Here is a 21,286-nt window from a genome sequence, read left to right as displayed (position 1 = left end):
GGGGGTGTGAGGGCCTGACCTTCACGCCTCCTGAGCTGAAAAGCCCTGTCGATGACAGGGCTTTTTCGTTTGTAGAAGGTCCTGTTTCTGGTGAGTCTCTTGCAAAGCTGTTTGTGTGGGCCGTTGTGGTGTGAAGTCGCTGGTTTTTGATCGGTATCGCAACGCTCATCTTTGCAAGAGCCTTATGAATCAATGTTGTTTGCTCGTCTTTGTGACGGGAGGCGTGCGCTATGAAATTTGTTGATGAAGTATCCATTCGAGTAAAGGCCGGTGATGGCGGTAACGGTTGCATGAGCTTCCGCCGCGAAAAATTCATCGAGAACGGTGGTCCCAACGGCGGTGATGGTGGTGACGGCGGCTCGATCTACATGATCGCTGACGAAAACCTCAACACCCTGGTCGACTACCGCTACACCCGCCATTTCGACGCCGAGCGCGGTTCGAACGGCGGCAGCACCGACTGCACCGGTCGCAAGGGTGAAGAGTTGGTGTTGCGCGTGCCGGTCGGCACCACCGTGATCGACGCCGGTACCCAAGAGGTCATCGGTGACCTGACCAAAGCCGGTCAGCGTCTGTTGGTAGCCCATGGTGGCTGGCACGGTCTGGGTAACACGCGTTTCAAATCCAGCACCAACCGCGCGCCGCGTCAGACCACTCCGGGCAAGCCGGGTGAGCAGCGTGACCTCAAGCTGGAGCTGAAAGTACTGGCTGACGTCGGTCTGCTCGGTTTGCCGAATGCCGGCAAGAGCACGTTCATTCGTTCGGTATCGGCTGCCAAGCCAAAGGTTGCTGATTACCCGTTCACTACGCTGGTGCCGAACCTGGGCGTTGTCAGTGTCGATCGCTGGAAAAGCTTTGTCATCGCCGATATTCCCGGCTTGATCGAAGGCGCTTCCCACGGTGCCGGTCTGGGGATTCGCTTCCTCAAGCACCTCGCGCGTACGCGTCTGCTCCTGCACCTCGTCGACATGGCGCCGCTGGATGAAAGCAGCGCGCCGGATGCCGCCGAAGTCATCGTCAACGAGCTGGTCAAGTTCAGTCCTGCGCTGGCCGACCGTGATCGCTGGCTGGTGCTGAACAAGTGCGACCAGATCCTCGAAGAAGAGCATGAAGCCCGCAAGCAGGAGATCATTGATCGCCTGGAGTGGACCGGCCCTGTCTACGTGATCTCGGCCATCGCCAAAGAAGGCACCGATCGCCTGACACACGACATCATGCGCTACCTCGAAGATCGCGCTGACCGTCTGGCCAATGACCCGGCCTACGCTGCCGAGCTGGCTGAGCTGGATCAACGCATCGAAGACGAAGCCCGTGCCCAGCTGCAGGCGCTGGATGATCAGCGTGCTCTGCGCCGTAGCGGCGTGAAGAGCGTGCATGACATCGGCGATGACGATTGGGATGAGGAAGACGTGGAAGACGAAGATGGTCCGGAAATCATTTACGTCCGCGACTGATCGACTGCAGTAAACTACGACGCCGCTCTTGAAGCGGCGTTTTAGTATCTAGAATTCGGACTCTCTGGCTTAAGGTTGAAAGATCATGCGGAGCAAGGTGACAGGTGCCCAGCGTTGGGTGGTGAAGATCGGAAGTGCGCTGCTGACGGCGGACGGCAAGGGTCTGGATCGCAACGCGATGGGTGTTTGGGTCGAGCAGATGGTGGCGCTGCATGAGGCAGGTGTCGAACTGGTCCTGGTGTCGTCCGGCGCGGTAGCGGCCGGCATGAGTCGTCTGGGCTGGACTGCGCGACCGAGTGCCATGCATGAGCTTCAGGCCGCTGCAGCAATCGGTCAGATGGGGCTGGTGCAAGCGTGGGAATCCAGCTTTGCCGAGCATCAGCGCCACACCGCGCAGATTCTGCTCACCCACGATGATCTGTCTGATCGCAAGCGCTACCTGAACGCCCGAAGCACGTTGCGCACCCTGGTTGAGCTGGGCGTCGTCCCTGTCATCAATGAAAACGACACGGTCGTCACCGACGAGATTCGTTTTGGCGACAACGACACCCTGGCGGCGCTGGTGGCCAACCTGGTTGAAGCCGACCTATTGGTCATCCTGACCGACCGTGACGGCATGTTCGATGCCGACCCTCGCAACAATCCTGAAGCGCAGCTCATTTATGAAGCCCGCGCCGATGATCCCGCCCTTGATGCAGTGGCCGGCGGCACCGGCGGTGCGCTGGGTCGTGGTGGCATGCAGACCAAATTGCGTGCTGCACGACTCGCCGCTCGTTCCGGCGCGCACACCGTGATTGTGGGTGGCCGCATCGAGCGCGTCCTGGCGCGTCTGAAAACCGGCGAGCGCTTGGGCACGTTGCTGTCCCCTGAGCGCGAAATGCTCGCGGCTCGCAAGCAATGGCTGGCTGGGCATCTGCAAACCCGTGGCACGCTGGTGCTGGACGAGGGCGCGGTGAGGGCGCTGACCGAAAGCCACAAGAGTCTGTTGCCGGTCGGCGTCAAGCTGGTGCAGGGCAGCTTTCGTCGCGGCGAGATGGTCGTGTGCGTGGCGGCTGACGGTCGCGAGATCGCCCGCGGTCTCAGCAATTACAGTGCGCTCGAGGCGCAGAAGATCATCGGCCTGCCCTCTGACGCCATTGTCAAAGAGTTGGGTTACATGGCTGAGCCTGAGCTCGTGCACCGTGACAACTTGATTCTGGTCTGAAGTGCATTATCAAAAGAAGGAAGCATACATGCGAGTCATGAAAGGGCTGGTAGGCGCGTTACTGATGTTGCCAGTGCTGGCGTCGGCTGAAGAGATCGGCCAGGTATCGACCGTGTTCAAGATGGTCGGTCCGAACGATCGGATCGTGGTCGAAGCTTTCGACGACCCCAAAGTCGATGGCGTGACGTGCTATCTGTCCCGCGCGAAAACCGGTGGGGTGAAGGGCGGTCTGGGTCTGGCTGAAGATCGTGCAGAGGCGTCCATCGCTTGTCGGCAGGTCGGTCCCATTCACTTCAAGGAGCAATTGAAGGACGGTGATGAGGTGTTCAAGGAGCGGACTTCGCTGGTGTTCAAGACCATGCAGGTCGTGCGATTCCTCGACAAGAAGCGCAACACGCTGGTGTACCTCGTCTACAGCGACAAGGTGATCGAGGGCAGTCCGCAGAATGCCGTGACCGCGATCCCGATTCTGCCGTGGGCGCCTGCTCCCGCGCCTTGATGCTGAAGCGTCAAATCGAAGGCAATAAAAAACCGACCCTGAGGTCGGTTTTTTAACAAGCGGATCGCTTAGGCTGCAGCAGCAAGGTTCAGAGCCTTGATGTGGCCATTCAAGCGACCTTTATGGCGAGCAGCTTTGTTCTTGTGGATGATGCCTTTATCGGCCATACGGTCGATAACTGGCACGGCCAGAACATAAGCAGCTTGCGCTTTTTCAGCGTCTTTAGCGTCGATGGCTTTAACTACATTCTTGATGTAGGTACGAACCATGGAACGCATGCTGGCGTTGTGGCTGCGACGCTTCTCAGCCTGTTTTGCACGTTTTTTGGCGGAAGGTGTGTTGGCCACCGTCGAGCTCCTCGAAAGACTTGGGAAATAGCTAACAAAATAGGCCGCGAATCATGCCGATGAGATTGACGCTTGTCAAGGGCAGTTGATGCGTTCCGCTGAGTGGTCGCGGTGTGGTGCCGAGGTGATTTCTTTCCGGCGTGCGACCTGTAAACTCGCGGGCTTTGGCTCTGAGCTGTTTTGCGGCGCGGAGTATCGCATATATGGAACGCGCTTTGGCGCTTCCTTTGGTCAGGCGTACAACCTTTCGATGAATCTACTCAAATCGCTTGCCGCCGTTAGCTCTATTACGATGCTTTCGCGGGTGCTGGGCTTTGTCCGCGATACCATCATCGCGCGCGCATTCGGCGCCGGCATGGCCACTGATGCCTTCTTTATCGCCTTCAAACTGCCTAACCTGCTGCGCCGGATCTTTGCCGAGGGCGCCTTTTCCCAGGCATTCGTGCCGATCCTGGCGGAATACAAAAGCCAGCAGGGTGAGGAGGCAACCCGCACATTTGTTGCGTATGTAACCGGCTTGCTGACGTTGGCGCTGGCGATCGTCACTGTGTTGGGCGTCATGTTCGCCCCTTGGGTCATCTGGGCGACTGCGCCGGGATTTGCCGACACGCCGGAGAAATTCCAGCTCACCTCGGACCTGTTGCGGGTGACCTTTCCTTATATACTGCTCATCTCGCTGTCTTCGCTGGCCGGCGCGATCCTCAATACGTGGAATCGCTTCTCCGTTCCGGCGTTCGTGCCGACGCTGCTCAATCTGGCGATGATCTTCTTCGCCCTGTTTCTCACGCCGTATTTCCACCCGCCCGTCATGGCGCTGGGCTGGGCGGTACTAGCGGGCGGGCTGCTGCAGCTTCTTTACCAACTGCCGCATCTAAAGAAGATCGGCATGCTGGTGCTGCCGCGCCTCAATCTGCGCGACACCGGTGTCTGGCGGGTGATGAAGCAAATGCTGCCGGCCATGCTCGGGGTGTCAGTCAGTCAGATATCGCTGATCATCAACACGATCTTCGCCTCGTTCCTTGTTGCCGGCTCGGTGTCCTGGATGTACTACGCCGACCGTCTGATGGAGCTGCCTTCTGGTGTGCTCGGCGTGGCGTTGGGGACGATTCTTCTGCCGATTCTCTCGAAAACCTACGCCAGCCGGGATCGCCACGAATATTCGCGCATCCTCGACTGGGGCCTGCGCCTGTGCTTCCTGCTGGTGCTCCCGTGTACCCTGGCGCTCGGATTGCTCGCCGAGCCGCTGACGGTTTCACTGTTTCAGTACGGCAAGTTCGACGGCGAAGATGCCGCAATGACCCAGCGCGCGCTGGTCGCGTATTCGGTCGGGTTGCTGGGCATTATCGTGATCAAGGTGCTGGCCCCCGGCTTTTATGCCCAACAAAATATCCGCACGCCGGTGAAAATCGCGATCTTCACCCTCATAGTGACTCAGCTGTTCAACCTGCTTTTCGTCTACGTCATCCACTTGGCTCATGCGGGTCTGGCGCTGGCGATCAGCGCGGGCGCATGCCTGAACGCCTTGCTGCTGTTCTGGCAGTTGCGCAAGCAGGACCTGTTTCAGCCGCAGCCAGGGTGGCCGGTGTTTTTGGGCAAGCTGATTGTCGCCGTGGCGGTGATGTCCGCCGTGCTGCTGGCCCTGATGCATGTGATGCCCGCCTGGTCGGACGGTGAGATGCTGCAGCGTTTCCTGCGCCTGGGTGCGCTGGTGCTGGCAGGTGTCCTGGCGTATTTCGGCACCTTGTTGGTGTTGGGTTTCCGGGTCAGGCATTTCGCCCGCAAGGCGATCCTGTAGGATCAGTCGTCGTTTTCTGCCGGTTAACGTCGATTGTTGCGGTTTGCCCGGATGTGTCGCCTGTCGTTGACGGCGGTGTGTGGTTATAATCGGCCACTTTATGAGCAAGAAGCGCGTTATGCAGCTGGTTCGAGGCCTTCACAATCTGCGCCCGCAGCACCGGGGCTGCGTCGCCACCATTGGCAATTTCGACGGTGTTCACCGGGGTCACCAGGCTATCCTGGCGCGCCTGCGTGAGCGTGCCGTCGAGCTGGGTTTGCCCAGTTGTGTGGTGATCTTCGAACCGCAACCGCGCGAGTTCTTCGCTCCCGAGACGGCGCCGGCCCGCCTGGCCCGACTGCGTGACAAGCTTGATCTGCTTGCTGGCGAGGGCGTTGATCTGGTGTTGTGTCTGGCATTCAACCAGCGTTTCAGCAGGCTCAGCGCCTCCGAGTTTGTCGACACCGTGCTGATAGATGGCCTGGGCGTGAAGCATCTGGAGGTCGGCGACGACTTTCGCTTTGGCTGCGACCGGATCGGTGATTTTGATTTCCTGCAAAACGTAGGCGCCGAGAAGGGCTTTACCGTCGAAGCGGCACAGACTGTCGAGATCGACGGCTTCCGCGTCAGCAGCACCAAGGTGCGCACCGCGCTGGCCGCCGCAGACTTCAAACTGGCGGAGCATTTGCTGGGCCGCCCGTTCGAGATTTCCGGCCGCGTGCTGCATGGCCAGAAACTGGCGCGTCAGCTGGGTACGCCCACCGCCAACGTGCAACTCAAGCGTCGTCGCGTGCCATTGACCGGTGTCTATCTGGTCAGCGCACAGATTGACGGCAAGGTGTGGCCGGGCGTCGCCAACATTGGCGTGCGTCCCAGCGTGGCGGGCGATGGACGTCCCCACCTGGAGATTCACCTTCTGGATTTTACCGGCGATATCTATGGCCGGCGTTTGACGGTGGTATTCCACCAGAAGCTGCGTGATGAGCAGCGCTTTGCCTCCCTTGAGGCGCTCAAGACGGCGATCGATGCGGATGTCGCTGCCGCTCGTGCCCACTGGCACGACCAACCGCTAAACTTTAGAGCCTGAAATGACCGACTACAAAGCCACGCTTAATCTTCCGGACACCGCCTTCCCGATGAAGGCCGGCCTGCCCCAGCGCGAGCCGCAAACTCTGCAGCGCTGGGACAGCATTGGCCTGTACCAGAAGCTGCGCGAAATTGGCAAGGATCGGCCCAAGTTCGTGCTGCACGACGGGCCTCCGTACGCCAACGGCAATATCCACATCGGTCATGCGGTCAACAAGATTCTCAAGGACATGATCGTTCGCTCGAAGACCCTTTCGGGCTTCGACGCGCCTTATGTTCCGGGCTGGGATTGCCACGGTCTGCCGATCGAGCACAAGGTCGAGGTCACCCACGGCAAAAACCTGCCTGCGGACAAGACCCGCGAACTGTGCCGTGCCTACGCGGCCGAGCAGATCGAAGGCCAGAAAGCCGAGTTCATTCGTCTGGGCGTACTCGGCGACTGGGACAACCCGTACCGCACCATGGACTTCGCCAACGAAGCCGGGGAAATCCGCGCGTTGGCCGAAATGGTCAAGAACGGCTTCGTCTTCAAGGGTCTGAAGCCGGTCAACTGGTGTTTCGACTGCGCCTCGGCATTGGCTGAAGCAGAAGTCGAATACCAGGACAAGAAATCGTCCACCATCGACGTGGCCTTCCCGGTTGCCGATGCCGACAAGCTCGTTGCCGCCTTCGGTCTGCCAAGCCTGAGCAAACCTGCTGCCATCGTGATCTGGACCACCACCCCGTGGACCATCCCGGCGAACCAGGCGCTCAACGTTCACCCGGAATTCACCTACGCGCTGGTCGATACCGGCGAGCGTCTGCTGGTGCTGGCCGAGGAATTGGTTGAGTCCTGCCTGAAGCGCTGGAACCTCGAAGGTTCGGTGTTGGCGACGGCCGAGGGTTCGGCGCTTGAGCTGATCAATTTCCGTCATCCGTTCTACGGTCGTCTGTCGCCCATCTATCTGGCCGACTACGTCGAGCTGGGTGCCGGTACCGGTGTGGTTCACTGCTCGCCGGCCTATGGCGTCGATGACTTCGTGATCTGCAAAGCCTACGGCCTGACCAATGACGACATCATCAGCCCGGTGCAGAGCAACGGCGTGTACAGCCCGTCGCTGGAGTTCTTTGGCGGCCAGTTCATCTTCAAGGCCAATCAGCCCATCATCGACAAGCTGACCGAAGTCGGCGCGTTGCTGCACACCGAAACCATCACCCACAGCTACATGCACTGCTGGCGCCACAAGACGCCGCTGATCTACCGCGCCACCGCGCAGTGGTTCGTGGGCATGGACAAGCAGCCAGCGTCGGGCGACACCCTGCGCAACCGCGCCGTGAAAGCCATCGAAGAAACCAAGTTCGTCCCGGCATGGGGGCAGGCGCGCCTGCACTCGATGATCGCCAACCGCCCTGACTGGTGCATCTCCCGTCAGCGCAACTGGGGTGTGCCGATCCCGTTTTTCCTGAACAAGGAAAGCGGCGAGCTGCACCCGCGCACCGTTGAGCTGATGGAAGAAGTCGCCCAGCGCGTCGAGCAGGAAGGCATCGAAGCCTGGTTCAAGATGGACGCGGCCGAGCTGTTGGGTGACGAAGCGCCGCAGTACGACAAGATCTCCGACACCCTGGACGTCTGGTTCGATTCCGGCACCACGCACTGGCATGTGCTGCGCGGCTCGCACCCGATGGGCCACGAAACCGGTCCACGCGCCGACCTGTACCTGGAAGGCTCCGACCAGCACCGTGGCTGGTTCCACTCGTCGCTGCTGACCGGTTGCGCCATCGACAATCACGCGCCGTACCGTGAATTGCTCACCCATGGTTTTACCGTGGACGAGAACGGCCGCAAGATGTCCAAGTCGCTGGGCAACGTCATCGCACCGCAGAAAGTCAACGACACGCTGGGCGCCGACATTATGCGTCTGTGGGTTTCGGCGACCGATTACTCCGGCGAAATGGCCGTCTCGGACACCATCTTGCAGCGCAGCGCCGATGCGTACCGTCGCATCCGTAACACCGCGCGTTTCCTGCTCTCGAACCTGACCGGCTTCAACCCGGCGACCGACTTGCTGCCCGCCGAAGACATGCTCGCGCTGGATCGCTGGGCCGTGGATCGCGCGCTGCTGCTGCAACGTGAGCTGGAAGAGCATTACGGCGAGTACCGTTTCTGGAACGTCTACTCGAAGGTGCACAACTTCTGCGTGCAGGAGTTGGGCGGCTTCTATCTCGACATCATCAAGGATCGCCAGTACACCACCGGCGCCAACAGCAAGGCGCGTCGGTCCTGCCAGACCGCGCTGTTCCACATCTCCGAAGCGCTGGTTCGCTGGATCGCACCGATCCTGGCGTTTACCGCCGACGAGCTGTGGCAGTACTTGCCGGGCGAGCGTAACGAGTCGGTCATGCTCAACACCTGGTACCAGAACCTGAGCGAGCTGCCAGAAGGCTTCGAGCTGGACCGCGCCTACTGGGAGCGGATCATGGCGGTGAAGGTCGCGGTCAACAAGGAGATGGAGAACCTGCGCGCGGCCAAGGCCATCGGCGGCAACTTGCAGGCCGAAGTCACGCTGTACGCTGAAGACGCGCTGGTAGCGGATCTGTCCAAACTGAGCAACGAGCTGCGTTTCGTGCTCATCACCTCGACGGCCAGTGTCGCGCCTTTCGTCAGCGCGCCTGCCGATGCTGTGGTTACCGAAGTGGCCGGTCTGAAGCTCAAGGTCGTCAAATCCGGCCACGCCAAGTGCGCGCGCTGCTGGCATCACCGCGAGGACGTCGGGGTCAATCCTGAGCATCCGGAAATCTGCGGTCGTTGCGTCGACAACATCAGCGGTGCAGGCGAGGTTCGTCACTATGCCTAATGCATCGGCTGGCCGTATGGGCCGACTGGGTTGGTTGTGGCTGAGCGTGCTGGTGGTGGTCATTGACCAGGCCAGCAAGTTCTACTTCGAAAACCGTCTGGAGTTGTACGAGCAGATCGTCATCCTTCCTGACTACTTCAGCTGGATGCTGGCCTACAACACTGGCGCTGCGTTCAGCTTCCTGGCCGACAGTTCCGGCTGGCAGCGCTGGTTGTTTGCGCTGATTGCGGTCGTGGTGAGTGGGGTGCTGGTGGTCTGGCTCAAGCGCCTGGGGCGTGACGAAACCTGGCTGGCGATTGCCCTTGCCCTGATATTGGGTGGGGCGCTCGGCAATCTGTATGACCGAATCTTCATCGGCCATGTCATAGACTTTATCTTCGTGCATTGGAAAGAACACGGCTTCCCGGCCTTCAATGTCGCGGACAGCGCCATCACCGTTGGCGCGATCATGCTGGCTCTGGACATGTTCAAGAGCAAGAAAACCGGAGAAACCGTCAATGACTGATCAGTTGATGACCGAACAGGCAGCACAGGAAACACGCATCGGTCAGAACACGGAAGTCACCCTGCATTTCGCGCTGCACCTGGAAAACGGTGACACCGTCGACAGCACCTTCGACAAGGCCCCAGCGACCTTTAAGGTTGGCGATGGCAGCCTTCTTCCGGGCTTTGAAGCGCTGATCTTTGGCTTCAAAGCCGGCGACAAACGTACGCTTCAGGTGCCGCCGGAAAACGCTTTCGGTCAGCCGAACCCGCAGAATGTGCAGATCATGCCGCGCTCGCAGTTCCAGAACATGGAGCTGTCCGAAGGGCTGCTGGTGATCTTCAACGATGCGGCGAATACCGAGCTGCCGGGTGTGGTGAAGGCGATTGATGATGATCAGGTCACCGTCGATTTCAACCACCCGCTGGCGGGCAAGACGTTGACCTTCGAAGTGGAAATTTTCGAGGTGAAGGCACTCTGAGCATCGCCAGAGCGCTTGGCCCCGGCACTGTTCGGGGCCTTTTCGTTTTTATGTTTCATTGCGCGTAGACACGAGGCACATCATGCAAATCAAACTCGCCAACCCACGAGGCTTCTGCGCCGGGGTGGACCGTGCGATCGAAATCGTCAATCGCGCGCTGGAAGTTTTTGGCCCGCCGATTTACGTGCGCCATGAAGTGGTTCATAACAAATTCGTCGTCGAAGACCTGCGCAGCCGTGGCGCGATCTTCGTCGAAGAGCTCGAGCAGGTGCCGGACGACGTCATCGTGATTTTCAGTGCCCACGGCGTGTCACAGGCGGTGCGCACCGAGGCGGCAGGTCGCGGTTTGAAGGTGTTCGACGCTACGTGTCCGCTGGTGACCAAAGTGCATATCGAGGTCGCACGCTACAGCCGCGATGGCCGCGAGTGCATCCTCATCGGTCACGCCGGCCACCCGGAAGTCGAAGGCACGATGGGCCAGTACGACGCCAGCAATGGCGGCGCGATCTATCTGGTCGAAGACGAAGCGGACGTCGCCAAGCTGCAGGTGGGCAACCCCGAGAACCTCGCTTTCGTGACCCAGACGACGTTGTCGATGGACGACACCAGCCGTGTGATCGACGCCTTGCGCTCGCGATTCCCGGCCATTGGCGGTCCGCGTAAAGACGACATCTGCTATGCCACGCAAAACCGTCAGGATGCGGTAAAGGTTCTGGCCGATGAGTGTGACGTGGTGCTCGTGGTCGGCAGCCCGAACAGCTCCAACTCCAATCGCCTGCGCGAACTGGCTGAGCGCATGTCGACCCCGGCCTATTTGATTGATGGTGCCGAAGACATGCAGCGCAGCTGGTTCGACGGCGTTGGACGCATCGGCATTACCGCCGGTGCTTCGGCGCCCGAGGTGCTGGTGCGTGGCGTGATTGAGCAGTTGCACGCCTGGGGCGCGACCGGCGCGGACGAACTGGCCGGGCGCGAGGAAAACATCACCTTCTCGATGCCGAAGGAATTGCGCGTCAAGTCACTGCTGTAATCCGGTCATTCTGTCACCGCATCATGCGCAGGGCTCGCTGCCGAATCCCTCGGATCGCAGCGTGACCCTGCCGGTCACCGCGATCGCCAACTGATAGCGACTGGCGGGTGCGTCTTTGAGGCACACCGCCAGGGTGCCGTTGGCGTTGTTCAGCAGCCGCCCCGTGTTATCAAAACCAATCCGCGCAGCTACTTTGCTGTTGCCGACGACCCTGACATTTCGGTGGCTGGCGAACTCGGCCAGAGAAAGCTCGCCCTCGTCCCTGAACTGGTTGCGGTTGCTGTCAACGAACACATTCCAGCCTCGGCTCCAGTCATTGTCCAGCGCCTGCATCACCACCGGCTGACTGCGCAGAATCGCCTCCGTGCGAGCCATTCGCAGCCCACTGGCCAGTTGCTGAGCCGTGTCCTGACGGCGTTGAGAATCGATCAGTTGCCCGAAGGCGGGGATCGCCAGCGTGGCGACGATGCCGACAATCACCAACCCTGCCAGCAGTTCAATCAGCGTCAATCCTTGCTGTTTCACGAGCGTCTTCCGTTGAGTGCGGCGCTCAAGCAAACACCCGCTTGGCCGCGCTGACAACCGGGTCGATTGTCAGCCGGTATGTCCGCAAGCCGCCGTTACACATCCTCCGGGCAAACCGCCGCGCATCGGCTTCACTGGTGGCTGCACAGCGGATGGCAGGGGTGGACGATGCGAGGGAAGACGATGCAATCAGGGATGACATTGATCGAAGTGCTGGTCGCGTTGCTGATCTTCAGTGTCGGCATATTGGGCGTGGCGATGTTGCAGCTCAACGCCCTGAAATACACCGACAGCTCGATGCGCAGCATGCACGTGAGCTTCATCGCCCATGACCTGTTCGAGCGCATCCGCGCCAATCCGGGGACCAGTTACGCGCTGGCTTCGCTGAGTCAGGCGCCTACTTCCGGCAGTCTCGCCGTGCCCCGCCAGCAAGACCTGTACGACTTCGCGACGCAGTTGAAACGCGCGGTCGGTGACGACGCCGAGGCATCGATTGCGGTGGCGGGATCGAGCGTGACCCTTACATTGAAGTGGGACGATTCCCGTGCCAGCCAGGAGCTTGCGGACAAGCAAACACTTACGCTGATCGCCGATGTCGCTGCCGAGCGGGGCGCACGGCCATGAAGACTCTGGAGAGGGGCTTTGGCCTCGTCGAAGTCATGTTGGCGCTGGTTCTGGGGTTGGTGATGTCGCTGGCCTTGGCGCAGATATTTATCAGTTCAAAGAGCAGTTATGCCAGTCAGACATCGTCCGCCAGCCTGCAGGAAGACGCACGATTCGTGCTCAGCAAAATGGTCCAGGAAGTGCAGCTGGTAGGGATGTTCGGCTGTTTGGGGAAGGTCGAAGACGCCAGCGTCAGTAATGGTTTCTCCAGGGCGTTTGAAGACCCCATCACGTGGGACACCAATTCGCACACTCTGACCCTCGCCACGGCCGGAACCGGGGAGGGCGGCGGCTGGTCGACCTGGGTCATTCACACCGACTGCATTTCATCCGCCACCGCGTACTCCAACGGCCGGGCGCCTCGACTTGCCGTGGGTGAGACCGCTATGCCGATTCACCGGCAGGTCTATCGCTTCAACAAGGCACGCAATGAGCTGTCGCTGAACGGCCAGCCTCTGGTCAGCAACGTGCGTGCGTTCAGCGTGTTGTTTGGCGTCGCCGGATCCATCAACGACCGCTCCATCTCGCGGTACGCCGCCACTGCCGAACCCTCCCTAATCCGCAGCGTAAGGCTGACACTGACCCTGTTCGACCCTGCAGACCGAGCGCAGGAACAAACCGTCGACGTTGTCGCCGCCATCCGTAACCGGCTGGGGTGAGGACATGAACATGAATGCACAACGTGGGGCGGTGTTGATCGTCAGTTTGGTGTTCCTGCTGTTGTTGACCCTGCTGGCCACATCGTCGATGCAAAACGCCACGCTCCAGGAAAAAGTGGCCGGCACGCTAAAGCTGCGCGATGCGTCGTTTCAGTCCGCCGAGACAGCGCTGCGCATTGCGGAAGCGAAAATCCTGGCACCGGGTTTTTCCCTGCCAGCTTGTTCGTCGCCAGCCAAATGTGTGCCACCGCCTGAAGCGTTGACCCTTTCCAGCAGCGGAACGGGCGCGGCGTCGGGCGTGGATTGGGTCGCGACACGGGGTGGTTTCTACGGCATTCAGCATGTCGGCAAAACCGATCAACCAGCCGGTGGCGCCGACGGTCAGTTTTGGAACTTGTATCGCGTGACGGCTGTTGGCATCGAGGGCGACTCACGCACCGTGCTCGAAAGCATCCACACCCAGGAGCGTCGCGTGATGTGGCGGCAGCGGCAATGAACAGAGCAACCGCAGGCTTCACCCTGATTGAACTGCTGATTGCCATCGCCATCGTCGCGATTCTCGCCGCCGTCGCGTACCCGCAGTACAGCGAATACACCCGTAAAACTCGCCGCTCCGAGATCGCTGGGGTGCTGGTTGAAGAGGCGCAGAAGCTGGAGCGGTTTCATTCGCGGGCAGGGCAGTACTCGGACGTCAGTGGGCCGCCGGCGTTTAGTCATGAGGTGTCAGTGGGAAATGCATTTTATCGGATAGGGGCTGAGCGCAAGGAGCGGACATTTACGCTGACCGCGTCGCCGATGGGCGGGGGGATGATGGCGGGCGATGCCTGCGGCAGCTTTGTGCTGAAACACACCGGCAGGCGCGACAATCTTGGAATGTCCGGGGCTGCCAGTGTGGCTGGGTGTTGGGGGCGGTGAGATGACCTAGATCGGCTACGGCGCCGCGCGTCAGGGCGTTCGTCCGCCGAAAACAGCCACACATCCCCCCGGCAAATATTGAAACAACCGGTTGCTATATAGTTTCTCCATTAAGGAGAGATTAAATGGCTAAAGGGTGTCGGGGTTTTACGCTGGTCGAGTTGCTGGTGACCATCACGTTGGTCGGCATTCTTGCTGCGATCGCCATTCCCAGTTTCAGTACTGCCATCCAGAATTCCAAGGCCGACACCGAGGTAAGCGACTTCCAGCGTTTCCTTAATTACGCCCGGCAACAGGCTATAAACAGCGGCACTGTCATCCGTGTAACACCATCGGTGGCGGGCACTGCCTGGAATACTCAGCTGAGTGCCATTGATCCTGCGGCAACGGCGCCGATTCCCATTCTGCGAGTTTTGCCAGCGATGGACTCTGCATCAGTGCTGGCAGTGAGCGGAAATCCTACTGCGATCGACTTCAACAACCTGGGGGGGTTGGCCGCACCGGTGCCGACGGCGGCCGCTGCCGTAAGCATCACCTACACACGCGGCACCATCACCCGAGTGATCAACATATGCCTGAGCGGCCGTATCGTATTGGGCGGTTGCTGATGAGCGCCAGAATTGATTCCAGGCAACAGGGCACGACGCTGATTGAGGTGCTGGTTGCCCTGCTTGTTCTAGCTATTGGACTGTTGGGTGCGGCAGCGCTCCAGTTGAATGCGCTGAAATACACTGACAGTTCAAGAACGAGCAGCCAGGCCAGCTTTATTGCGTACGACATGATGGACCGCATACGCGCCAATCCTGATGCAGACTATAAGTTGGCTTCTCTGGCGGCAGCGCCTTCTGCCGGCGATTTGAATACGCCGCGCACGCAGGATCTCTACGACTTCAAGACCAATATCCGAACTCTCGACCCTGTTACGGGCGATGGGACCATTACGGTGGATCCGACGTATAAGAGGCTGGTCACCATTACTGTGACCTGGAGTGATGCTCGTGCAGTCAACACGGCAAATGCCCCGCAGACCTTCACTGTGACGAGTCGTGTGGCGATAGACACGAAGGTGACGCAATGAAGCACCGCGCCATGGGCTTCGGCCTGATCGAGATCATGATCTCGTTGCTATTGGGTCTACTCATTGTGGCAGGCGTTATTCAGATTTTCATTTCAGCCAAAAATACTTATCTGTCGCAGAACGCCTCGGCCGTGATGCAGGAGGATGCGCGTTTCATCCTCACTAAAATGGCTCAGGAAATCCGCATGGTGGGGATGTTTGGCTGTCTGGAGAATGTCGATGACGCAAGTGCCAAGGGTGACTTCAAGGCCGCTAAACTCACTCCGATCCAGTGGGACAGCGCGACCACAAAGCTGACGCTGGTGACAGCCGATGTGGGAAACAACGGCGGCGTTCCAACCTGGACTGTGCTCTCTGACTGCAAGGCGGCAGCAACTGCGACATCCGGAGCGGCTACCCCCTCATCCACCCAGATCGCGTTTCCCATACGTCAACTTGTTTACCAGTTTTCGAATAATCAAATATTGCTAGGCGGCGCTGCAATTGTCAGCAACGTGAACAAATTCACGGTCATATTCGGCACTGCCAATACGGCATTCGACACAACTGTCACGGGGTACACCGCGACGCCCGCTAGCACGAATCTGATACGCAGCGTGCGCCTTACCCTGGAGATGACAGACTCAACCGGTCGAGTTAAAAACCAGACGTTCAGCGTTCTCACCGCTTTACGCAACCGTCTCTATTAGGTGTGGCCATCGTGAACGTAGCTAAATATAAAACAGCTCAACGTACCGGGCCTCGCGAGCGGGGCATGGCGCTGATTGTCAGTCTGGTATTTCTTTTGCTGCTGACATTGATCGGGATTTCATCGATGCAGAATGCGACGCTTCAGGAAAAGATGTCGGGCAGTGTCAAATTGCGCAACGAGTCGTTTCAGCTCGCAGAGGCGGCCGTGCGCGCGGGTGAATCTGTGGTTCAGGGCAACAATTACAAACTGGCGACCTGTACTAAATGTGCTCCACCTGCGGATGCGACGATCGTGTCCGCAGCGGGTGCCAATGCTGCTACTGGAGTGACCTGGTCCGCGATAACAGGAGGCTTCTGGGCTGTGCAGAAAATCGCTACAACGATTGACCCGGTCAACATCAATTCAGTCGGAACGGATACTAGCTATTCGTGGACGCTGTATCGCATCACCGGCGTTGGCGTGTCTGGCAACTCACGCACTGTAGTGGAAAGCATCTATGCCAAACGTTGAGTGGTGTCGCAGAGCAAGACTTTATCTGGGCAAGCTAATGATGGGTGCACTGCTGGGCCTTTATGGCTCGGCCACTGCCTTCGCTGCTTTCGTACCTTCTGACTCCCCTTTGTTGACCGTAGGGTCGGTGACGCCGAACGTCATGCTGTTGGTAGATGACTCCGGGAGTATGAACAGCGTCATCTGGGCCTCCGGGTTCGATCCCAATGCCAATCAGGTGCAAGTCTACAACTGCAATTCGGATTTCAACTGCAATAACGTCACCGCCCTGGATATGACGGACACCAACTTTTTTGTGGGAAACCTGCGTGCCGGCGGCTGCGATAACGGGTATGACGGTTTCTACAAGTTCACCACACGTACCTTCGTCTGTCTCAAGCTTCCCGACCCCGTGGGTAACGGTAATACTCGTTACACCACTGCTTACATTAGCTACTTGCTTTACGGTACGTCGTTGACCAAAAAAGACTACACCGATGGGTCCGTTCCTAACGATTACCGGATCAACGTCGCCCGTACAGTGTCTGCGGCACTGGTGACCAGCAATCGAAATCTGCGAATAGGCCTGGCTACGTTCAACCCACCTACGAGCCGAGATTCTGGACCGGGCGGAAACATTGCGAGGGCGATCAGCGATTTGTCGCAAACGACCTCCACCACCGCCAGCCAAGCGACTTCCAACTACAACTCGCTCATTTCTTCCATCAACGGGTTGGCAGCAATCGCGAACACGCCACTGGCTGAAACATATTACGAAGTGACCCGCTACTTTAGGGGGATGGCGCCCTATTACAACTCCACACCTGCGACCTACACCAGCCCGATTCAGTACCGCTGCCAACGCAACTATGGCGTCGTGATAACAGATGGCCTGCCGACCTACGACCGCACGTTTCCAACCAACGATCCGCTGGGCGGCGCTAACTTGCCTAACTGGGATCCTACTGATGACGACGGCGACAACCTCAATGGCGATGGTGAGGGTGACACGCTGTATTTGGACGATATCGCGAAATTTGCCTACGACATTGATATGCGCATTGGCGGCACCGATGCCGCCGGCAAGAGTTGGGATGCGACCGACTTTACAAAGCAAAACATGTTCACCTATACCGTCGGCTTCACCGCGGCCAACGCCATGCTCTCCAGAGCAGCCGTCAATGGTAAGGGCATCTACTACCAGGCCACGGACAGCGCCGGTCTGAATACTGCGTTGTCTGCGGCGCTGAACGATATCACCTCCCGCGCGGGAACCGGGGGAGGGGCGGCGTCCGACTCGTCGTCACTGTCGAGCACTTCTGTATTTTATCAGACACAGTACGACCCCACTGACTGGCGCGGTACGATCAAGGCTTTAGCGATTAAAGCAGATGGAAGCGTCAACACTGCATCGCCTCTTTGGTCTACGGACAACCTGATCATTCCCGGCATAACCCCCACCTATGAGTCCTGGAACACGCTGACCAGTAGCGTTATCGCCCTTAAGTATTCCAGCTTCGCACCGCTGCAGCAGGTTGCCCTCAGCGCGAACCTGCCCAGCGGCGTTTCCGGCGGGGACTTGGTGGAATGGAGTAAAGGCGTAAGCAAGACAGGACTTAAAACAAGGACGGTATTGCTTGGCGATGTGATTAACTCACCTTTGGCTTACGTGTCACCCACTGACCATCCAGCGTCAGACCCTGCTGCTGACAATAGCTACTCCCTGTATCTGGACATCAAATCCAACTCAATGAAGCCAAGCCTGGTAGTGAATGCCAACGATGGGCTGGTGAACGTGATCGACCCCGCAACGGGTAAGAGGCTTTATGCGTATATGCCTTCCACCGTTTTGGCGAACCTGCATTACGTCGCTGATCCAAACTACATCAACGGGGTTTCTCACAAGTTCTTGGTAGACGGTCAAATCTCAAAAGTAGATGTCCAGTTCGCATCATCTTGGAAGACGCTCGTTATTGGCGGTGCAGGTGCGGGTGGCAAGGGGTTCTATGCGTTGCAACTGTTCAATGCTGATGCCTCGAACACCGTGAAAGCGTTGTGGGATATCAGCAGTGCCACTGCGGGCTTTGCCAATATGGGCTACGCCTATGCAAAGCCGGAAGTGGCTCAATTACCAGATGGCCGATGGGCAGCGTTCATTTCGAACGGTTACGGCAGCACCAACGGCGTGGCTTCGTTGTTTGTTGTGGATGTCAGCAATGGAGCGCTCATCAAAGAAATTCCTGTTGATACGTCTGGCAACAACGGACTGTCTTCCGTCAAATTACGCGTCAACGCCGCAAGTGTTGTTCAGTACGCCTATGGCGGTGATTTGAAAGGGCAAATGTGGAAGTTCGACTTCACATCCCAGGCCGCACCCACGGGTAAAGTCGGGCTGGGCGGAGGCCCATTATTCACAGCTTCCGGGGCAGCTAATCAGCCGATAACCGCTCAGCCGGTCGTGGGTAATAACCCGAACGGCGGCAAGATGGTTTACTTTGGTACTGGTAAATTGATGGAAGCGTCGGACAAAACGACGACAGCGACTCAGGCGTTTTACGCAGTCTGGGACAACGACGGGACAAGTGCCAACTACCGAGAGAGCGACCTCGTGGCGCAGTCGATCAACGGTGTCTTTACCGGGTCAACGGGCCAGTTTTTCACCACGACCCAGAACGATGTTAATTACGCAGCCAAGAAAGGCTTTTACCTTCCGCTGATCTACAACAATATCGCGACGGGTGAGCGGATTATCTATGCGCCGGTGCTCGCATTCGGCCGGGTTCGATTTACCACTGCGATTGTCGACACGGGTGATCCGTGCTCAAGCTCTGGATCTGGCAGATTTGTGGATCTGGATGCTTTGAGCGGGCGGATGCTCAGTTATCCGGTTCTGGATACAAACGGGGACGGGCTAATTAACAGCGGTGATAGCAATTCCAGCGGCTTCGTGGTCGGTGGTGGAGTACCTTATTTTGCAGCAGCGCTTGATAAAGGCGATGGCAACCAAGCTCTTATGCTTGGTGGGACTGGCGGAGGGACCCCCGGAGGCTCTCTCCCCGCCGGAAAGGGCGGACCGTCTGACCGGCGCATCATGTGGCGACAGATCAGATGAGGAAAAAATGATGGGCAGTAAAACGAAGGGATTCACCCTTATAGAACTGATGATCGTCGTGGCCATTGTGGGTATTCTCGCGGCCATTGCTTACCCCAGTTATACCGAGTACGTGCGGCGCACTCACCGTACCGAGATTGCCGGAATCCTGATGGAGCAGAGCCAGGTTCTAGAGCGTTTCTATACCAAGAACAATACCTATGTTGCCGCGCCGGTCGCTGGCTCCAATGCCTGGTACAAGGTTGCGTTAGTGTCCGACGCTACAACCTTTATCTTGACGGCAACACCCGACCCCGCCTCCATGATGAACGGCGACAAGTGCGGCAGCTTCACCATCACCAATACCGGCGTACGCAACAATAGTACCGGGCTGTCCAACAAAGATTGTTGGGGCCGTTGAATTAGACAGGGTAGATAAGCCGTGGCCGTTTTGCTGAATCAAGACATAGTCATCATCGGCGGCGGCGTCATCGGCCTCCTGACGGCCTTCAACCTCGCCTCCAAAGTTCGAAGCGTAACGCTGCTCGACCGCTCGGAAGTCGGCCAGGAATCCTCCTGGGCCGGCGGCGGCATCGTGTCGCCGCTCTACCCGTGGCGCTACAGCCCGGCCGTAACGGCACTCTCGCACTGGTCGCAGGATTTTTATCCGCAGCTCGCCGAGCGCTTGCTGGCAATGACTGGCATAGACCCGCAAGTGCACAAAACCGGCCTGTATTGGCTGGACCTGGACGACGAAGCCGAAGCGCTCGAGTGGGCGGCGCTTATGAATCGTCCGCTGACGTCGGTGGATATTTCCGCGGTATACGATGCCGTCCCCGTCATGGGTGGCGGCTATGCACGTGCAGTGCACATGGCCGACGTCGCCAACGTGCGCAACCCGCGTCTGGTCAAGTCGCTCAAGGCGGCACTGCTGGCGTTGCCCAACGTGGTGATTCGTGAGCACTGCCAGGTCATCGACTTCGTGCGCGAAGGTGATCGCGTGCTGGGCGTCACGACGGAAGAGGGCGATGTGCTCGGGGACAGCGTGGTGCTGGCGGCGGGCGCATGGAGCGGTGAGCTGCTGGGCAAACTGGGGCTGGCGCTGCCCGTCGAACCGGTTAAAGGGCAGATGATCCTCTACAAGTGCGCCGCCGACTTTCTGCCGAGCATGATCCTCGCCAAAGGCCGTTACGCCATCCCCCGGCGTGACGGACATATCCTCATCGGCAGCACGCTCGAATACGAAGGTTTTGATAAGACACCCACTGAAAATGCTCTGGAAAGCCTGAAAGCTTCGGCGATCGAACTGATTCCAGCGTTGGCGGATGCGCATGTGGTCGGGCACTGGGCAGGGCTGCGGCCGGGATCGCCTGACGGCATTCCTTTCATCGGCCCTGTGCCGAATCATCAAGGCTTGTGGCTCAACTGCGGCCACTACCGCAACGGCTTGGTGCTGGCGCCGGCGTCGTGTCAGTTACTGACGGATTTGCTGGTGGGGGAAAGGCCGATTATTGATGCGGCGCCTTATGCGCCAGAGGGGAGACTGAAACCATGAGCGGCCATCTCCGACGCCAGTAGGCCTCGAAGTGCTTCGGTACTCGTGAGTAGCTCCGCGAGCAGCGCATCATCGATATCCATGTAGCCTTCGTATTCAGCGAGGTTTCTGCGCTCGTGGCAAAGCGCAAAGAGCCTTACCCGCACTTTATCCAGATTCAGCGTGTGTGGAAGGCACTGAAACACGAGATAGCGGCGGTCTGACCGGTATCCTTTCAGGCGCATTGCCGCCAGCGCCAGTGCGTGTGCAGCGTTATAGGCCAGATCAAAACGGCTGGCGTATGAAAGCGCGGAATTATGAGCGTCCAACAGCCTATCAAGCGCCGAGCGGACCAGTCCGATACATTCGTTCTTGTCAGCAGGCTCGGCTTTCAATCCGCCGGTACGTACCAAGTTCGCCAAAGGCTCGTTGCCCATTCCATGGGTTC

The 21,286-nt window shown here is 58.8% G+C and carries 23 protein-coding genes; 20 read left to right on the top strand and 3 right to left on the bottom strand.

The features are described from left to right. Window positions 1-230 precede the first annotated feature (230 nt). The 3 genes from cgtA (at window position 231) to ABEH28_RS04765 (ending at window position 3,157) form a co-directional block, all read left to right on the top strand. Window positions 231-1,454, top strand: coding sequence for an Obg family GTPase CgtA (gene cgtA, locus ABEH28_RS04775; RefSeq protein ID WP_282367114.1), 1,224 nt, complete (start codon window positions 231-233; stop codon window positions 1,452-1,454). An 85-nt stretch (window positions 1,455-1,539) separates the two neighbouring features. Then, window positions 1,540-2,658: a glutamate 5-kinase gene (proB, locus tag ABEH28_RS04770; protein ID WP_346629273.1), complete on the top strand. Its 1,119-nt coding sequence runs from the start codon at window positions 1,540-1,542 to the stop codon at window positions 2,656-2,658. 28 nt (window positions 2,659-2,686) lie between these two features. Then, window positions 2,687-3,157, top strand: a complete 471-nt coding sequence (locus ABEH28_RS04765; RefSeq protein ID WP_282367111.1) for a CreA family protein — start codon at window positions 2,687-2,689, stop codon at window positions 3,155-3,157. 68 nt (window positions 3,158-3,225) lie between these two features. On the opposite strand, the gene rpsT is transcribed toward ABEH28_RS04765, so the two are convergent. After that, complete coding sequence (rpsT, locus tag ABEH28_RS04760) at window positions 3,226-3,504, bottom strand: 30S ribosomal protein S20 (RefSeq protein WP_037015424.1); 279 nt, start codon at window positions 3,502-3,504, stop codon at window positions 3,226-3,228. Between the two features lie 250 nt (window positions 3,505-3,754). Here rpsT and murJ point away from each other — a divergent pair, with 250 nt between their 5' ends. The 6 genes from murJ to ispH all read left to right on the top strand — a co-directional run bounded on the left by murJ (window position 3,755) and on the right by ispH (window position 11,193). Then, a complete protein-coding gene (gene murJ / locus ABEH28_RS04755; protein WP_346629272.1) occupies window positions 3,755-5,299 on the top strand; it encodes a murein biosynthesis integral membrane protein MurJ in 1,545 nt (514 codons plus the stop codon). A 118-nt stretch (window positions 5,300-5,417) separates the two neighbouring features. Then, on the top strand, window positions 5,418-6,365 hold the full coding sequence (gene ribF / locus ABEH28_RS04750) for a bifunctional riboflavin kinase/FAD synthetase (protein WP_192173398.1): 948 nt from the start codon (window positions 5,418-5,420) through the stop codon (window positions 6,363-6,365). 1 nt (window position 6,366) lies between these two features. Continuing rightward, window positions 6,367-9,198, top strand: coding sequence for an isoleucine--tRNA ligase (gene ileS, locus ABEH28_RS04745; protein ID WP_346629271.1), 2,832 nt, complete (start codon window positions 6,367-6,369; stop codon window positions 9,196-9,198). Continuing rightward, complete coding sequence (lspA, locus tag ABEH28_RS04740) at window positions 9,191-9,703, top strand: signal peptidase II (protein ID WP_065987672.1); 513 nt, start codon at window positions 9,191-9,193, stop codon at window positions 9,701-9,703. The genes ileS and lspA overlap by 8 nt, the downstream gene beginning before the upstream one ends. A 7-nt stretch (window positions 9,704-9,710) precedes the next feature. Then, entirely contained in the window at window positions 9,711-10,163 is a 453-nt protein-coding gene (fkpB, locus tag ABEH28_RS04735; RefSeq protein ID WP_192173471.1) for an FKBP-type peptidyl-prolyl cis-trans isomerase, read from the top strand. Window positions 10,164-10,245: 82 nt separating this feature from the next. Next, window positions 10,246-11,193, top strand: coding sequence for a 4-hydroxy-3-methylbut-2-enyl diphosphate reductase (gene ispH / locus ABEH28_RS04730; RefSeq protein WP_192173395.1), 948 nt, complete (start codon window positions 10,246-10,248; stop codon window positions 11,191-11,193). A 21-nt stretch (window positions 11,194-11,214) separates the two neighbouring features. On the opposite strand, the gene ABEH28_RS04725 is transcribed toward ispH, so the two are convergent. Next, complete coding sequence (locus ABEH28_RS04725; protein ID WP_192173394.1) at window positions 11,215-11,718, bottom strand: GspH/FimT family pseudopilin; 504 nt, start codon at window positions 11,716-11,718, stop codon at window positions 11,215-11,217. A gap of 168 nt (window positions 11,719-11,886) precedes the next feature. On the opposite strand from ABEH28_RS04725, the gene pilV (ABEH28_RS04720) reads away from it, so the two are divergent. The 11 genes from pilV (ABEH28_RS04720) (at window position 11,887) to thiO (ending at window position 20,859) form a co-directional block, all read left to right on the top strand. Continuing rightward, the gene (gene pilV / locus ABEH28_RS04720) at window positions 11,887-12,342 is read left to right on the top strand and encodes a type IV pilus modification protein PilV (RefSeq protein ID WP_346629270.1); all 456 of its coding nucleotides are present in this window, start codon (window positions 11,887-11,889) and stop codon (window positions 12,340-12,342) included. Beyond that, complete coding sequence (locus ABEH28_RS04715; protein WP_346629269.1) at window positions 12,339-13,040, top strand: pilus assembly protein PilW; 702 nt, start codon at window positions 12,339-12,341, stop codon at window positions 13,038-13,040. Before pilV (ABEH28_RS04720) ends, ABEH28_RS04715 begins: the two co-directional genes overlap by 4 nt. A gap of 10 nt (window positions 13,041-13,050) precedes the next feature. Continuing rightward, the gene (locus tag ABEH28_RS04710; protein WP_346629268.1) at window positions 13,051-13,536 is read left to right on the top strand and encodes a PilX N-terminal domain-containing pilus assembly protein; all 486 of its coding nucleotides are present in this window, start codon (window positions 13,051-13,053) and stop codon (window positions 13,534-13,536) included. Further along, window positions 13,533-13,955, top strand: coding sequence for a type IV pilin protein (locus tag ABEH28_RS04705; protein WP_346629267.1), 423 nt, complete (start codon window positions 13,533-13,535; stop codon window positions 13,953-13,955). Before ABEH28_RS04710 ends, ABEH28_RS04705 begins: the two co-directional genes overlap by 4 nt. Window positions 13,956-14,080: 125 nt before the next feature. Then, window positions 14,081-14,563: a GspH/FimT family pseudopilin gene (locus ABEH28_RS04700; protein ID WP_346629266.1), complete on the top strand. Its 483-nt coding sequence runs from the start codon at window positions 14,081-14,083 to the stop codon at window positions 14,561-14,563. Then, the gene (gene pilV, locus ABEH28_RS04695; RefSeq protein WP_346629265.1) at window positions 14,563-15,033 is read left to right on the top strand and encodes a type IV pilus modification protein PilV; all 471 of its coding nucleotides are present in this window, start codon (window positions 14,563-14,565) and stop codon (window positions 15,031-15,033) included. The genes ABEH28_RS04700 and pilV (ABEH28_RS04695) overlap by 1 nt, the downstream gene beginning before the upstream one ends. Continuing rightward, window positions 15,030-15,722: a pilus assembly protein PilW gene (locus ABEH28_RS04690; RefSeq protein WP_346626763.1), complete on the top strand. Its 693-nt coding sequence runs from the start codon at window positions 15,030-15,032 to the stop codon at window positions 15,720-15,722. Before pilV (ABEH28_RS04695) ends, ABEH28_RS04690 begins: the two co-directional genes overlap by 4 nt. 65 nt (window positions 15,723-15,787) lie before the next feature. Next, complete coding sequence (locus tag ABEH28_RS04685; RefSeq protein WP_346626762.1) at window positions 15,788-16,234, top strand: PilX N-terminal domain-containing pilus assembly protein; 447 nt, start codon at window positions 15,788-15,790, stop codon at window positions 16,232-16,234. After that, window positions 16,221-19,325, top strand: a complete 3,105-nt coding sequence (locus ABEH28_RS04680; protein ID WP_346626761.1) for a PilC/PilY family type IV pilus protein — start codon at window positions 16,221-16,223, stop codon at window positions 19,323-19,325. The genes ABEH28_RS04685 and ABEH28_RS04680 overlap by 14 nt, the downstream gene beginning before the upstream one ends. A gap of 10 nt (window positions 19,326-19,335) precedes the next feature. After that, entirely contained in the window at window positions 19,336-19,725 is a 390-nt protein-coding gene (locus ABEH28_RS04675; protein ID WP_346629264.1) for a type IV pilin protein, read from the top strand. Window positions 19,726-19,755: 30 nt separating this feature from the next. Beyond that, the gene (gene thiO, locus ABEH28_RS04670; RefSeq protein ID WP_346629535.1) at window positions 19,756-20,859 is read left to right on the top strand and encodes a glycine oxidase ThiO; all 1,104 of its coding nucleotides are present in this window, start codon (window positions 19,756-19,758) and stop codon (window positions 20,857-20,859) included. Here thiO and ABEH28_RS04665 read toward each other — a convergent pair. Further along, window positions 20,829-21,275, bottom strand: a complete 447-nt coding sequence (locus tag ABEH28_RS04665) for a hypothetical protein (RefSeq protein WP_192173382.1) — start codon at window positions 21,273-21,275, stop codon at window positions 20,829-20,831. The two genes, thiO and ABEH28_RS04665, sit on opposite strands and share 31 nt — an antisense overlap. Between the last annotated feature and the right edge of the window lie 11 nt (window positions 21,276-21,286).

Source organism: Pseudomonas sp. Ps21-P2 (assembly GCF_039672565.1).
Taxonomy (GTDB): domain Bacteria; phylum Pseudomonadota; class Gammaproteobacteria; order Pseudomonadales; family Pseudomonadaceae; genus Aquipseudomonas.
The sequence above is the reverse complement of the archived record's forward strand: the minus strand, read 5'-3'. Positions and strand labels throughout refer to the sequence as shown.

Bases quoted from the DNA above. Each gene is read 5' to 3' on its own strand.
- ABEH28_RS04680 (WP_346626761.1), top strand. From the start codon at position 16,221: ATGCCAAACGTTGAGTGGTGTCGCAGAGCAAGACTTTATCTGGGCAAG.
- ABEH28_RS04700 (WP_346629266.1), top strand. From the start codon at position 14,081: ATGGCTAAAGGGTGTCGGGGTTTTACGCTGGTCGAGTTGCTGGTGACC.
- pilV (WP_346629270.1), top strand. From the start codon at position 11,887: ATGCGAGGGAAGACGATGCAATCAGGGATGACATTGATCGAAGTGCTG.
- pilV (WP_346629265.1), top strand. From the start codon at position 14,563: ATGAGCGCCAGAATTGATTCCAGGCAACAGGGCACGACGCTGATTGAG.
- ABEH28_RS04690 (WP_346626763.1), top strand. From the start codon at position 15,030: ATGAAGCACCGCGCCATGGGCTTCGGCCTGATCGAGATCATGATCTCG.
- proB (WP_346629273.1), top strand. From the start codon at position 1,540: ATGCGGAGCAAGGTGACAGGTGCCCAGCGTTGGGTGGTGAAGATCGGA.
- ABEH28_RS04685 (WP_346626762.1), top strand. From the start codon at position 15,788: ATGGCGCTGATTGTCAGTCTGGTATTTCTTTTGCTGCTGACATTGATC.
- ileS (WP_346629271.1), top strand. From the start codon at position 6,367: ATGACCGACTACAAAGCCACGCTTAATCTTCCGGACACCGCCTTCCCG.
- fkpB (WP_192173471.1), top strand. From the start codon at position 9,711: ATGACCGAACAGGCAGCACAGGAAACACGCATCGGTCAGAACACGGAA.
- ABEH28_RS04765 (WP_282367111.1), top strand. From the start codon at position 2,687: ATGCGAGTCATGAAAGGGCTGGTAGGCGCGTTACTGATGTTGCCAGTG.
- murJ (WP_346629272.1), top strand. From the start codon at position 3,755: ATGAATCTACTCAAATCGCTTGCCGCCGTTAGCTCTATTACGATGCTT.
- ABEH28_RS04665 (WP_192173382.1), bottom strand. From the start codon at position 21,275: ATGGGCAACGAGCCTTTGGCGAACTTGGTACGTACCGGCGGATTGAAA.
- ispH (WP_192173395.1), top strand. From the start codon at position 10,246: ATGCAAATCAAACTCGCCAACCCACGAGGCTTCTGCGCCGGGGTGGAC.
- cgtA (WP_282367114.1), top strand. From the start codon at position 231: ATGAAATTTGTTGATGAAGTATCCATTCGAGTAAAGGCCGGTGATGGC.
- ribF (WP_192173398.1), top strand. From the start codon at position 5,418: ATGCAGCTGGTTCGAGGCCTTCACAATCTGCGCCCGCAGCACCGGGGC.
- ABEH28_RS04710 (WP_346629268.1), top strand. From the start codon at position 13,051: ATGAATGCACAACGTGGGGCGGTGTTGATCGTCAGTTTGGTGTTCCTG.
- ABEH28_RS04705 (WP_346629267.1), top strand. From the start codon at position 13,533: ATGAACAGAGCAACCGCAGGCTTCACCCTGATTGAACTGCTGATTGCC.
- ABEH28_RS04675 (WP_346629264.1), top strand. From the start codon at position 19,336: ATGGGCAGTAAAACGAAGGGATTCACCCTTATAGAACTGATGATCGTC.
- lspA (WP_065987672.1), top strand. From the start codon at position 9,191: ATGCCTAATGCATCGGCTGGCCGTATGGGCCGACTGGGTTGGTTGTGG.
- ABEH28_RS04715 (WP_346629269.1), top strand. From the start codon at position 12,339: ATGAAGACTCTGGAGAGGGGCTTTGGCCTCGTCGAAGTCATGTTGGCG.